Consider the following 14589-nt stretch of genomic DNA (forward strand, 5'->3'; position numbering starts at 1 on the left):
GCATAAAGCTATTCTTAAATTTAAGAATAGCTTTGATGATAATATTTAATATTAAATTAATTTTTTAAGCATTTGCTTCTTTTTTTAGAACATCGCATAATAATTCATAAAATCTTTCAAATGAATCAAGAGGAATTTCTTCATCAGGTGTATGAACGCCTCTGATTGTAGGTCCAACTGCAATTGCATCAAGACCTTCAATTGATTCTGAGAATAAACCACATTCTAATCCTGCATGGATAGCTTCGATTTTCAAATCTCCATCGAATAATTCTTTGTAACTTTTTATAAAAGTATCTCTAATTGGAGATTCTTCTTTAAAACTCCAGCCAGGATAAGCACCTGCGATATCACAATTAAAACCAAATGTTCTTGCTAATAAGTAAAGTCTGTCAGTTGTATCGTCTTGTAATGAAGCAACTGAACTTCTTGGAGCAAAAACAATTTTTGCAACATTATCGTTAGTGCTTACTACACCAAGGTTTAGAGATGTTACTACAAATCCATCTTGTTTTAGATTTCTTTTTAATACACCGTTTGGCGCTAAGTATACAGCACTTACAAGATTTGTTGCATCTTCTTTACTTAATACGTTAGTTTCTCCTTCTTCTTTTGTAACATTAACAACAAAATCAGGTTCAAAAGGTACAAGTTCTTCAGAAAATTCTTTTGATAATTTATTAACTATTTCTTCAACTTTATTTACTTCTTCTTTATTTTTTATTAATAATTTAGCTTCGCTGCTTCTTGGGATTGCATTGTCTTTACTACCGCCGTTAAATGAAGCAACATATGTATCAGTATTACTAATAACTCTATTTATTAATCTTGCTAACAATATATTTGCATTTTGACGTTCTTTATTAATATCCATACCTGAATGTCCGCCTAAAAGACCATCTACGCTTACTGTTAAAATTGTACCGCTTTTATTTTCTTTAACAATATCTTTACTTAAAGTAAATCTCATTCCGCCTGCACAGCTTACAGTTGCGATACCTTCTTCTTCAGAGTCAAGATTAATCATTGTTTTTGCATTGATTTGAGATTTGTCTAAATGATCAGCTCCGCCAAGACCTGTTTCTTCTTGTGTTGTAAATACACATTCAAGATCAGGATGAGAAAGAGTTTCATCATCTAAAATTGCAAGCATTAAAGCAACAGCAGCTCCGTTATCTCCTCCAAGAGTAGTTCCGTTTGCAGTAATTATTCCATCTTTAACAATAATATCAATACCGTCTTTTGTGAAATCATGATTTGAACTTGAAATTTTTTCGCAAACCATGTCAGTATGACCTTGAAGCATTATTGGAGCTTTATTTTTTGCATCCTTACTTGCAGGTTTTTTTATAATTACATTAAACAATTCGTCTTGGTAAACCCATAAATTTCTTTCTTTTGCAAATTCAACAAGATAGTCACTTATGCCTTTTTCATTGCTTGAACCACGAGGAATTGCGCTTATTTCTTCAAAAAAATTAAAAAGTTTTTCAGGTTTGTAACCCTTTATTTTGTAGTCCATTTTTGTACCTCACTTATATATTAAATTTTTAATTAATTTATTTAATTAATTTACAATTTACATCTATTATATAAAAAAATTTAAAATAATACAATATTAATAAAAATTTGGTAAAAAAAACAAAATATTTGTTATATTTTAAATAATGAATAAAAAGTTAAAGAGGCTAGAAGATGATACTTAGTGTAAGCAGGAGAACAGATATACCTTGTTATTACTTTGATTGGTTCTTAAATAGGTTAAAAGATGGATATGTTTATGTTAGAAACCCTATAAATAAAAAACATGTAAGTCTTATTGAGTTTAATGATAGTAATTTAGATTTTATTGTTTTTTGGTCTAAATATCCTATAAAAATGTTAAATAAAATAAATGAATTAAAAAATTATGATTATTATATCCAACATACAATTACAGGATATGGAAAAGAAATAGAGCCTTTTTGTAATAATAAAGATGATATTATTGATATATTTAAAAAACTTTCTTTAAAAATAGGAAAGGAAAAAATGATATTAAGATATGATCCAATTTTTATAAATAAAAAATATGATGCAAATTTTCATATATTATTTTTTGATTATTTATGTAAAAATTTAAATGGTTATACAAATACTGTTGTTATAAGTTTTTTAGAAATATATAAGAAAATAATAAAAAGTATAGAAAAATATGATATAAGATCTTTAAATGAAAATGAAATAATGTATATTTGCGAAAACATATCAAAAATAGCTAAAAAGAATAATATGAGGGTACAAACATGTTCAGAAATAATTGATTTATCAAATTATGGAATTGAGCATGGAAGTTGTATTGATAAAAAACTTATTGAAAAAATTATAGGGTGTGAATTGGATATAAAAATGGATAAAAATCAAAGAAAAGAATGTGGATGCGTTGAAAGCATAGATGTAGGTTGTTATGATACTTGTCAAAACGGATGTATTTATTGTTATGCAAATCAAAACAGTAAATTAGTAAATAAAATATCAAATTTATATAATGTTAATTCACCTATATTATGCGATAAAATAAATGAAAATGATATAATAAAAAGACGTGAAATAAAATCATTTAAAAATAGTCAATTGAAACTTTTCTAAAGTAAGGAGATAAAATGAAAAATATTTTACTTATAGCAACAGGCGGAACTATTGCATGTATAAACACAGAAAATGGATTAATGCCATATGTTAGGGCAGAAGATATTGTGAAATATATACCAGAAATAAAAAAAATATGTAATCTAACTTTTAAACAGTTATTTAATTTAGATAGTACAAACATTCAGCCTGAGCATTGGTGTCAGATTGCAAATGTAATAAAGGAAGAATATGATAATTATGACGGATTTATAATTACACATGGCACAGACACAATGTCATATACTGCATGTGCATTATCTTATTTGATTCAAAATTCAAAAAAGCCAATAGTAATAACAGGCTCTCAAAAGCCTATTAACGAAACAATAAGCGATGCAAAGAAAAATTTAACAGATAGTATACGTTTTTGTTTAGATAAACAAAATTATGGAGTTTATGTAGTTTTTGACGGTAAAGTAATTATAGGTACGAGAGCAAGAAAAGTAAGAAGTAAAAGTTACAGTGCTTTTGAAAGTATTAATTATCCTATTTCTGCATTTATTGATGGGGAAAGAATTGTAAAATATGTTGAAAAAAATGAAAAAGAAAGCAGTATAAAATTTTATGATTGTTTAAAACCTTCCGTTTTTGTATTAAAACTTATACCAGGTATTGAACCCGATATACTTGATTATATTATGGATAATTATGATGCTGTAGTTATTGAAAGTTACGGAGTCGGGGGAGTTCCTTTTCATAATAAAAGAAATTTTCTTGATAAATTAAAGAAATATACAAAACAAGGCAAAATTATTGTTATTACAACACAGGTTATGTTTGAAGGAAGCGATGCAAAGCTTTATGAAGTAGGGAAAAATATAATGAAGGAATATAATTTTATAGAATCTTTTGATATGACCGTTGAAGCTGTATGTATTAAACTTATGTGGATTTTATCTTTAACAAGTGATTTTAATAAAATAAGAGAACTTTTTTATAAAAAAATAAATTTCGACATTCTAACAAAAGAAAATTAAAAAAATATGAAAAAAATGTAATAAATGTTTGAAATTTTCAGAAAGTTCATATATAATAATATGCGTATGAAAATTTAATAATAATTTAGGACAAAAGAAGTTTGTAGGAAAGTAGGCTTATGCCTTACCGAAGGAGTAAAACTCTCAGGTATTCAATTTTGAATGAGGACTATAAACGGATGTGGCTCTGGAGAATCTCTTATGAGTGCCGAAGGTGCAAGATGTTTTTTAACATTAATCTCTCAGGCAAAAGGACAGAGTATAATAAAATTATTTTAATGTTTTTATTATGTTTTATTATGTAATGTTATTATTTAGGAGTTTTTGAGCCAAATAGTTTTATTTGGCTCTTTTTTTATCTTTTGTTCTTCATTGGAAAGGTGTTTTGATATGTTAGATAATTTAACTAATTTTCTTGTTAAAGTAAATGATTTGGTTTGGGGTATACCTCTAATCATTCTTATTTTGGCAGGAGGGATCTTTTTAACTTTAAGACTTGGCTTTACCCAAATTCGTAAACTACCTTTAGCCCTAAAATACATGGTAAAAAATGAAAAAGGTGGGGATGGGGAAGTAACATCTTTTGGAGCTTTATGTACGGCTCTTTCGGCTACAATAGGAACCGGTAATATTGTTGGTGTTGCCACTGCGATTTGTGCAGGTGGTCCCGGAGCGCTTTTTTGGATGGAAATTGCAGCTTTCTTTGGAATGGCAACAAAATATGCAGAAGGTCTTTTGGCTGTAAAATATAGAGTATTAGACGAAGAGAACCATGCTCTTGGAGGACCTTTTTATTACATTGAAAGAGGTATGGGAGAAAAATGGAAATGGCTTGCAAAAATATTTGCATTCCTTGGAATATGTGTAGGTTTATTTAGTATAGGTACATTTACACAGGTTAACGGTATTGCTTCTGCGATAAATAACTTCTTTGATCCAAACATGAGCTGGACAGTTACAATTCCTGGTATTGGTACTTACTCTTGGACAGTTGTAATTGCTTCATTAATTCTTACTGTTTGTGTTGCTCTTGTATTAATAGGTGGAATTAAAAGAATTGCAAATGTATCACAAATAATAGTTCCTTTTATGGCGGTATTATATTTTGTTGTTTGTATAATATTAATGGCTTGTAATATTACAGAAATTCCAAATGCTATCATGGTTATAATAAAAGGAGCTTTTAATCCTTCAGCTGTTACAGGTGGTATAGTTGGTAGTATGATTGTTGCAATGCAAAAAGGGGTTGCAAGAGGTATTTTCTCTAACGAAGCAGGTCTTGGGTCTGCTCCTATAGCAGCAGCTGCCGCTCAAACAAAAGAACCTGTAAGACAAGGTTTAGTTTCAATGACAGGTACATTTATAGATACAATAGTAATTTGTACAATGACTGGTTTATCAATTGTTTTAACAGGTGCTTGGCAAGTTCCTGGACTTGAAGGTGTTTCTGTTACAACATATGCTTTTAACAACGGACTTCCGTTTTCATCTGAAATATCATCTTTCATATTAATGATTTGTCTTGTATTCTTTGCTTTTACAACTATCTTAGGTTGGGATTATTATTCTGAAAGATGTCTTGAATATTTAAACGGCGGAAACAAAAAAGCATTACTTACATTTAGATGGATTTATATTTTAGCAATATTTATTGGTCCATATATGACAGTAAAAGCAGTTTGGACAATTGCTGATATATTTAATGGTTTAATGGCAGTTCCAAATATGATTGCACTATTTGCATTAAGCGGTGTAGTCGTTAGTGAAACAAAGAAATATTTTGATAAAATGAAAAAAGAAAAAGAATCTAAAGTTGAGGCTTAGTAATTTTAAAAGAAAGAGTGAAAACTCTTTCTTTTTTTTTGCTTAAGTTGCTTTGTTGACAAAAATTTTTTTTTATCATAGAATTAATAATAAAAAATTATATAAAAATGTGTTCGTGTTTATGGAATGGGAGGTGTAAATATGAATACAGTTATTACAATAGGAAGAGAATACGGTTCAGGAGGACGTCTTATAGCAAAAAAAGTTTCTAAACTTTTAGATATTCCTTTTTATGATGAGGAACTTATAAATTTAATTGTTCGAGAAACAGGTCTTGCAGCTGATTTTATAAGAAATGCTGATACAAGAAATCCAATAGGATGTTTTTCAAATTTGAGTTTTAGTTATGATAATTTACCTGTTGAGGGACAGCTTCTTGTTTCAGAAGCAGATATTATAAAAAAAGTGGCAGATAAAGGACCTTGTATTATTGTTGGTCTTTGCGCTGACTATATTCTAAGACACAAAGAAAATTGTGCAAGAATATTCGTAAGTGCACCATTTGAAGAAAGGGTGAAACGTGTTAAGGAAGATTATCACGTAGAACAAAAAAATATTGAACATTATGTAACAAAAATAGACAAATCAAGAGCTAAATATTATAATTATATTACAGATGAAAAATGGAATGTAGCAAAAAATTATGATATGGTTTTAAACAGCACAATAGGTTTGGATGAATGTGCACAGCTGATAAAAGCGTTAGTTGAAATAAAGGAGAATAAAGCTTAATGGATGAAAAAGAGCTTGTTATAGACAAAAGAAAAGAGAATAAAATGGGGGTAATGCCTGTAAACAAGTTACTTGTTACTATGTCACTTCCTATGATGGCATCAATGCTTATACAGGCTTTATATAACATTGTTGACAGTATGTTTGTTGCGATGTTAAGCGAAAATGCATTAACTGCGGTATCTTTGGCTTTCCCGATACAAAACCTTATGATTGCAGTTGCAGTAGGTACGGGAGTAGGTGTTAATGCTTATTTATCAAAATGTCTTGGAGAGAAGGAGTTTGATAAGGCAAATCAAGCTGCAAAAACAGCAATATTTCTTGCAGCAATTAATTATATTATATTTTTAATATTTGGAATTTTTGGTTCAAGAGCCTTTTTCCTTTCTCAGACAAATATAACAGATATTGTAAATGATGGAACTGTTTATTTAACCATATGTACCGTTTTATCTTTTGGAGTATTCTTTCAAATAGCATTTGAAAGACTGTTACAATCTACGGGGAAAACAGTTTATAATATGTATATGCAAGGTCTTGGAGCAATAATAAATATAATATTAGACCCTATAATGATATTTGGTTTATTTGGATTTCCAAAAATGGGAGTTGCGGGAGCTGCTCTTGCTACGGTAACGGGACAAATTATAGCTGCTATTGTTGGATTTTTGTTTAATCATTATAAGAATCACGAGATAGATATAAATTTAAAGGGATATAGACCTAATTTATCCATTATAAAAAGGATTTATTCTGTTGGTATTCCTTCGATTATCTTATCATCTTTATCTTCAGTTATGACCTTTGGAATGAATAAGCTTTTAATTACATTTTCATCTACGGCAACAGCGGTTTTTGGAGTATATTTCAAACTTCAAAGTTTCGTATTTATGCCTGTGTTTGGATTAAATAACGGTATGGTACCTATTATATCGTACAATTACGGAGCTAGAAAGAAAGAAAGAATAATGAAAACTTTCAAACTTAGCATTTTTTATGCCGTTGGGATTATGTTTGTAGGTTTTTTACTATTCTTGTTCTTTCCAAAAGAACTTCTTTCTATATTTAATGCTTCAAATACAATGATGAGTATAGGTGTTCCTGCACTTAGAATAATAGGAATAAGTTTTGTATTTGCAGGTTTTAGTATTTGTACTCTTTCTATGTGTCAGGCTTTAGGACATGGTTTGGAAAGTTTACTTATATCAGGAATAAGACAGCTTGTTGTTCTTCTTCCTGTAGCTTATGTGCTTTCAAAAATAGGAGGACTTAATTTAATATGGTGGTCTTTTCCTTTTGCAGAGATTATCGCCGTATTCCTTTGTGTTTTCTTCTTATCGAGAATATACCAAAAAGAAATTAAGAATTTATAAAATAAAGGGTATTTACCCTTTATTTTTTTAACGTTTTTTCATCATATTTCATATTATATATAAACTCTCAAAAAGGAGGTTTTGTTTTGGTAAGCATAAGTTTATGTATGATAGTAAAAGATGAAGAAAGTGTTTTAAAAAGATGTTTAAAAAGCATTAAAGATATTGTTGATGAAATTATCATAGTGGATACAGGTTCAAAGGATAGAACAAAAGAAATTGCAAAAGAATTTACAAATAAAATATATGATTATGAATGGGTAGATAATTTTTCCCATGCAAGAAATTTTTCTTTTTCAAAAGCTACAAAAGAATATATTTTATGGCTTGATGCAGATGATGTAATACTTGATGAAGATAAAAAAAAATTCATAAAAATGAAAGAAAACATGAGTAATGATATAGATGTTGTAATGATGAAATATAATACGTCGTTTGATGAAAATGGCAATGTCGTTTTTTCATATTATAGGGAAAGATTAATAAAAAATATTCATAAGGACATGTGGAACGGTTATGTTCATGAGGCAATAGTCCCTTTTGGAAAAATAGAATATTCTAATATTGCCGTTACTCATAAAAAAATAAAGAAAAGCTACAGTGACAGAAATATAAAAATATTTGAAAAATTATTAAATAACGGGGTTGTTTTTTCTCCAAGAGAACAATTTTATTATAGCAGGGAACTTCTTTATCACAATAAATTTAATAATGCAATTGATGGATTTGAAAAGTTTTTAAATATGGATAACGGATTTTTGGAAAATAAAATTGATGCTTTAAGGATGATGTCTTATTGTTATAAAAATATAGGACAAACAGATAAAGAAATTGAAGTATTGTTTAAGACATTTAAGTATGATACTCCAAGAGCGGAAGTTTGTTGTGATATAGGAAATTATTTTGTTAATATAAATAGATACAATGATGCAATTTATTGGTATAAAGCGGCACTTAATTGTAGTAGAAAGGATACTTTGGGGGGATTTATTTTAGAAGATTGTTATGGATATATTCCTTTAATTCAACTTTGTGTATGTTATGACAAAATCGGTAACACAAATTTAGCAAATGAATATAATGAATTGGCAGGCATTATAAAGCCTGCTGGTAGAGAATATATGATAAACAGAGAATACTTTAAAAATATATTTTCTTAAAAGTAAAATAAGGAGTTAAAATATAATGTATGATTTTGATTATAACAGTTTTTTAGAAGGTAACGATAATTCAAATTGTTGTAAACATTCTAAAAAAAATAATTCATGCAGTATGAAATCAAATGAATATTATCCCTATACAAATAATAATCAATCTTCTTGCTGTTATACTCCCAAAAGTCATAATTGCTGCGTAGTAACCAGCCCAACGGGGGCAACAGGAGCTACAGGTCCGAGAGGTCCAAGAGGGTGTCCAGGACCAACAGGGGTAACTGGTCCAACCGGCCCACAGGGACCACAAGGTCATCAAGGGATACAAGGTCCTACTGGTGCAGGTACTACAGGAGCAACAGGACCAACCGGTCCACAAGGACCACAAGGTGTTCAAGGTCCAACAGGCCCAACAGGTCCAAGCGGAAATAACGGTCAAGCTGCTACATTAAGTGTTGGAACAGTTACAACTTCTGCGCCTGGTACTTCTGCTACTGTTACAAATTCAGGAACACCTCAAAATGCGGTTTTTAATTTTGCAATTCCAAGGGGCGCAACCGGTATAACAGGAGCAACTGGCGCAACAGGTGCCACAGGCGCAAGCAGTTTGGATAATCCTCAAATATTATGTGCAATTGATTCTGCACCACAACCAACAACCGCAAATCAACCTATTCAATTTAACAGTAATTATTTAAGCAGTGGTAGTGCAATAACTCATAGTACAAATTCTTCAAATATAACAATTTCACAAAATGGAATTTATCAAGTTATATTTAACGTTTCTGCGGGTGCTTCAAGTTCTTCTCCTTCAGCAATAAGTATTTCGTTATATAAAAACGGAAGTGCTGTAAGTAGTGCCGTAAGTAGGCAGTCTTTATCAAGTTCAGGTAATTATGCAAATATGTCTTTTTCTACGCAAATTTCAGTTACTTCAACACCTTGTGTTTTAACTGTTGTACCTAACAGTAGCGGTTTTACTTTGAGCGATGCTTCAATTAATGTTTATAAAATAGGAAATATAAATAGTAATTAAACACTAAGAATAAATGTTTCAGATATAATATTGACTTAAAAATAAAAAAATGTTATTCTATTTTATGTTATACAACTGACGGAATAGTGGAATTAACCACATGAAGTATAATGATTATTATGAGCCGACCGTCTGGGCAAGAGCCTGGATTGGTGGGCTCTTTATTATTTTAGGAGTGTAACAAATGAAAGAAATACAGTTAAAGTATGGATGTAATCCAAATCAAAAACCTGCAAGAGTTTATATGGAAGATGGAGATTTACCAATTACAGTTTTAAATGGTAATCCTGGATACATTAATCTTCTTGATGCTTTTAACAGCTATCAATTAGTTAAGGAATTAAAAGAAGCAACAGGGTTTCCTTCTGCGGCATCTTTTAAACACGTTTCACCTGCCGGTGCTGCGGTTGGTTTGGAGCTTGATGAAACATTGAAAAAAATGTATTTTGTTGATGAAAACATAAAACTTACAGGTATAGCAAATGCTTATATAAGAGCAAGAGGAGCTGATAGAATGTCTTCTTATGGTGATTTTGCCGCATTATCTGATGAATGTGATGAAGCAACTGCACTTTATTTATCAAAAGAAGTTTCAGATGGTATTATTGCTCCTTCATATTCAAAAGAAGCTTTAGAAATATTAAAGAAAAAGAAAAAAGGAAATTATCTTGTTATAAAAATTGATAAAAATTATGTTCCAAAAGAAATAGAAAGAAAAGAAGTTTTTGGTATAACTTTTGAACAAGGCAGAAACAATATAAAAATAAATGAAGATATGCTTGAAAATATTGTTACTGAAAATAAAGATATGAGTGAAAGTGCAAAAAGAGATTTAATAATTTCTTTAATAACTTTAAAATATACTCAGTCAAATTCAGTATGTTATGTAAAAGACGGACAAGCAATAGGTATAGGAGCAGGTCAACAATCAAGAATACATTGTACAAGACTTGCAGGTAATAAAGCTGATACATGGTTTTTAAGAAGCCACGATAAAGTTTTAAACTTACCTTTTAAAGAAGGCTTAAGAAGGGCAGACAGAGATAATGCTATTGACGTATATATTTCAGAGGAACATGATGACATATTAAGAGATGGAAGCTGGGAAAATGTATTTACTAAAAAACCAGAAGTATTAACAATGGAAGAGAAAAAAGAGTATTTAGCTAAAATGACAGATGTATGTCTTGGGTCGGATGCTTTCTTTCCATTTGGTGATAATATAGAAAGAGCATATAAAAGCGGAGTAAAATATATTGCTGAAGCAGGCGGCTCAATAAGAGACGATAATGTAATAGATACTTGTAACAAATATAATATGGTAATGTCTTTTATCGGTACAAGATTATTCCATCATTAAAGATAACCCCAATATGGGTTATCTTTTTTTATATCTACTTGTTTGTTTTTGCTAACATGGTGTATAATATTTATATAAAAAAAAGTTATTTCCTATTGACATTATAGGATTAAGTGTTATACTTTTTTTAGAATAATTAGCATATGTTAAAAACTCTAAATAGAAGGAGCAGGTTATGAAAAAGGAAAAATATGATATTACCGGCATGAGTTGTTCTGCTTGTTCGTCAAGAATAGAAAAGACATTAAGTAAAAAAGACGGAGTAGAAGAAGTAAGTGTCAATCTTCTTACAAACAGCATGAATATTTCTTATGATGAAAATATAACAAATTGTAACGACATAATAAATGATGTAAAGGAAATAGGGTATGGTGCTAACCTACATGGGGAAAAATCTAATGATTCAAAGGCTAAAAAAGATATAAGCGTAAATAATAATGATGAAATACAATATATGAAAAAAAGGCTTATAATTTCATTTGCATTTTTGATTCCACTTATGTATATTGCAATGTATCATATGTTTGATGGATTTTTAGGGTTAAAGACTCCTGATTTTATAATGAATTTATTTCATGGAAGTAAGAATGCCATAACTTTTTCTTTTGTTCAATTTTTACTGGTTTTACCTATAATGTATATGAACAGAAAATATTATACTGTTGGATTTAAAACATTGTTTAAAGGTAGTCCTAATATGGATAGTCTTATTGCGATAGGCTCAATGGCTGCCGTTTTGTATGGTGTTTTTGCAATATTTATGATTGGTCATGGACTCGGTTATGGAGATTTAGAGCTTGTTAATAAATATAGTACAAATTTATATTTTGAATCAGGTGGAATGATATTAACTCTTATAACTTTAGGAAAATATTTAGAAACAAAATCAAAAGGGAAAACAAGTGAAGCTATTTCAAAACTTATGAATTTAGCTCCAAAAATGGCAGTTGTAGAAAGAAACGGAGAAGAAATGGAAGTACCTGTTGATGATGTTATGAAAGGGAATATTGTAATTGTAAAACCCGGAAGTAGTTTTCCTGTTGACGGTATAATCGTAAATGGAAATACAAGTGTTGATGAATCAATGATAACAGGAGAAAGCATACCTGTTGAAAAAGCAGTGGGAGATAAAGTAATTGGTGCAACAATAAACAAATCAGGGTTCGTAAAATTTGAAGCAACTAATGTGAATGAAGATACTACAATTAATAAAATTATAAAACTTGTAGAAGAAGCTAGTTCATCAAAGGCACCTATTGCAAAAATGGCTGATAAAATATCAGGGGTGTTTGTTCCTATAGTTATAGGTATATCATTAATATCTATGATTGTATGGTTACTTCTTGGTGAGAGCTTTGAATTTGCTTTATCAGTAGCCATTTCTGTTCTTGTTATTTCTTGTCCTTGTGCTCTTGGACTTGCAACACCTGTTGCAATAATGGTTGGAACGGGAAAAGGGGCTCAAAACGGAATACTTATAAAGTCAGGAGAAGCTTTAGAAATTGCACATAGCATAGATACAGTTGTTCTTGATAAAACAGGAACAATAACAAAAGGTGAACCTGTTGTTACTGATGTGTTAAATTTTGATATTTCGAAAGAAGAGCTTTTAATTATTGCATATTCTCTTGAAAGTGGCAGTGAACATCCTCTTGCAGAATCAATAGTTAAATATGCTAAGGATAATAATATAAACACTATTCCAAATGAAGATTTTGAAGCAATATTCGGTAAGGGGGTTAAAGCAAAAATAAATTCAAAAACATATTTTGCTGGAAACTCATCTTTAATGAATGATATAAATGTAGATATATCCATATATGAAAAAACAATAAATTCTCTTGCTGATGAGGGAAAAACTCCTTTAATTTTTGCAAATGAGGAAGATGTAATTGGAATTATTGCGGTAGCTGATATTGAAAAAGAAAGCAGTAAAGAAGCAATTGAAAAGTTTAAAAATATGGGTATAGATGTTGTAATGCTTACTGGAGATAATGAAAGAACAGCAAAAGCAGTACAAAAAAGACTTTCTATTCCAAAAGTTATAGCTCAGGTTTTACCTGATGAAAAAGAAGCAAAAGTAGCAAGTATTCAAAAAGAAGGTAAAAAAGTTGCAATGGTAGGAGATGGGATAAATGATGCTCCAGCACTTGCCAGAGCGGATGTTGGTATTGCCATAGGTGCAGGAACTGATGTTGCAATAGAAAGTGCAGACATAGTTCTTATGAAAAATAGTTTACTTGACGTCGTAAATGCTATAAAATTAAGTAAAGCTGTTATAAAAAATATAAAAGAAAATTTGTTTTGGGCATTTTTCTATAATAGTATAGGTATACCTTTAGCAAGTGGATTATTTTATACAGCTTTAGGATGGAAATTAAATCCAATGTTTGGTGCAGCTGCAATGAGCCTTAGCAGCGTATGTGTTGTGACAAATGCATTAAGATTGAAATTTGTAAAGTTTAATAATAGTAAAGAAAATTATAAAGAAAAAGGAGAGAAAGAAACAATGAATAATAAGAATGAAAAACAACTTGTAATCGAAGGAATGATGTGTCCTCATTGTAGTATGACAGTTGAAAAGAAACTTAAAGAAATTGATGGTGTAGAAGCATGTACTGTTGATTTAGACAAAAAAAGTGCTTATGTTACATTAAGTAAAGATATTAATGATGAAGTATTTAAAAAAGTTATCACTGATGCAGGATATGAACTTATTGAAATAAAATAGTAAGTAAAATGAAAACATTAAAAAAGATATTTGTTTTTATAATATGCTTTTGTATCCTTGTTTCCTTTTGTTCTTGCAAAGAAGATATAGATGCTGATTCAAATTATGAACTTGGATTATCGTACTTTAAAAAACAGGATTTTTATAATACTATTGAAACATTAAAAGTTATAACTGACAATAATTTATCTTTAAATAAACATAAAAGTGATGAAGCAAATATGTATTATATGATAGGCTATTCATATTGGCAGTTAAAAAGATTTGATACTGCAACTGCATATATGGAAAAAGCAAATGAACTTGATAATAACAATGAAGAATATAAACAAGTTATGGGAAGACTTTATTATATTGTTGATGAGTTTGAGAAATCAAGACAATGTTATGAAGGGGTTTTAAAAATAAACAGTAAAAATGAAAAAGCGTATTATAATCTTGGACTCATATCCTTAAAAGAAAGTCCTATGGATACAAAAAATGCAAAAAATTACTTTGAAAAAGCAATTGATTTATATCCTGAATATGCAATGGCTTATGCAGGAATGGCTATGGCATATTATTTTGAAGGAAATAAAAAAAAGACAAATTATTATTTGCAAAAAGCTATTGACTTTGGATATAACGATTTACCAGTCATAAAACAAATTCAAAATGGAGAATTAACCAAACCGTAAAAAACACAGAAATATTCTGTGTTTTTTTTTATTTTTTAAGAAATAATATAATATATTT

General features: G+C 29.5%; 11 protein-coding genes and 2 riboswitches. Of the genes, 10 read left to right on the forward strand and 1 reads right to left on the reverse strand.

Features of this window, described 5'->3' with window-relative positions; translation table 11 throughout:
* Window positions 1-64: 64 nt before the first annotated feature.
* Window positions 65-1522, reverse strand: coding sequence for an aminoacyl-histidine dipeptidase (locus tag ACTQYZ_RS09440; protein WP_441416488.1), 1458 nt, complete (start codon window positions 1520-1522; stop codon window positions 65-67).
* Between the two features lie 173 nt (window positions 1523-1695).
* Here ACTQYZ_RS09440 and ACTQYZ_RS09445 point away from each other — a divergent pair, with 173 nt between their 5' ends.
* The 10 genes from ACTQYZ_RS09445 (at window position 1696) to ACTQYZ_RS09490 (ending at window position 14531) form a co-directional block, all read left to right on the forward strand.
* Window positions 1696-2628, forward strand: coding sequence for a DUF1848 domain-containing protein (locus ACTQYZ_RS09445; RefSeq protein ID WP_441416489.1), 933 nt, complete (start codon window positions 1696-1698; stop codon window positions 2626-2628).
* A 14-nt stretch (window positions 2629-2642) separates the two neighbouring features.
* Window positions 2643-3647, forward strand: a complete 1005-nt coding sequence (locus ACTQYZ_RS09450; protein ID WP_441021642.1) for an asparaginase — start codon at window positions 2643-2645, stop codon at window positions 3645-3647.
* 177 nt (window positions 3648-3824) lie between these two features.
* A riboswitch (glycine riboswitch) is annotated at window positions 3825-3915 on the forward strand.
* A 122-nt stretch (window positions 3916-4037) separates the two neighbouring features.
* Window positions 4038-5471, forward strand: a complete 1434-nt coding sequence (locus ACTQYZ_RS09455; RefSeq protein ID WP_441021640.1) for an alanine/glycine:cation symporter family protein — start codon at window positions 4038-4040, stop codon at window positions 5469-5471.
* A gap of 141 nt (window positions 5472-5612) precedes the next feature.
* The gene (locus ACTQYZ_RS09460; protein ID WP_441021638.1) at window positions 5613-6203 is read left to right on the forward strand and encodes an AAA family ATPase; all 591 of its coding nucleotides are present in this window, start codon (window positions 5613-5615) and stop codon (window positions 6201-6203) included.
* A complete protein-coding gene (locus tag ACTQYZ_RS09465) occupies window positions 6203-7576 on the forward strand; it encodes an MATE family efflux transporter (RefSeq protein WP_441416490.1) in 1374 nt (457 codons plus the stop codon). Before ACTQYZ_RS09460 ends, ACTQYZ_RS09465 begins: the two co-directional genes overlap by 1 nt.
* An 86-nt stretch (window positions 7577-7662) precedes the next feature.
* Window positions 7663-8736: a tetratricopeptide repeat-containing glycosyltransferase family 2 protein gene (locus ACTQYZ_RS09470; protein WP_441416491.1), complete on the forward strand. Its 1074-nt coding sequence runs from the start codon at window positions 7663-7665 to the stop codon at window positions 8734-8736.
* Between the two features lie 25 nt (window positions 8737-8761).
* Complete coding sequence (locus ACTQYZ_RS09475) at window positions 8762-9763, forward strand: hypothetical protein (RefSeq protein ID WP_441416492.1); 1002 nt, start codon at window positions 8762-8764, stop codon at window positions 9761-9763.
* A 61-nt stretch (window positions 9764-9824) separates the two neighbouring features.
* A riboswitch (ZMP/ZTP riboswitch) is annotated at window positions 9825-9908 on the forward strand.
* A 39-nt stretch (window positions 9909-9947) separates the two neighbouring features.
* Window positions 9948-11123 (forward strand): phosphoribosylaminoimidazolecarboxamide formyltransferase, encoded by a 1176-nt coding sequence (locus ACTQYZ_RS09480; RefSeq protein WP_441416493.1) that lies wholly within the window; start codon window positions 9948-9950, stop codon window positions 11121-11123.
* 175 nt (window positions 11124-11298) lie between these two features.
* Entirely contained in the window at window positions 11299-13854 is a 2556-nt protein-coding gene (locus ACTQYZ_RS09485; RefSeq protein WP_441416494.1) for a heavy metal translocating P-type ATPase, read from the forward strand.
* Between the two features lie 8 nt (window positions 13855-13862).
* On the forward strand, window positions 13863-14531 hold the full coding sequence (locus ACTQYZ_RS09490; RefSeq protein WP_441021627.1) for a tetratricopeptide repeat protein: 669 nt from the start codon (window positions 13863-13865) through the stop codon (window positions 14529-14531).
* The last annotated feature ends 58 nt before the right edge of the window (window positions 14532-14589 follow it).

Source organism: Anaerofustis sp. LCP19S3_F7 (assembly GCF_052119445.1).
Lineage (GTDB): Bacteria > Bacillota > Clostridia > Eubacteriales > Anaerofustaceae > Anaerofustis > Anaerofustis butyriciformans.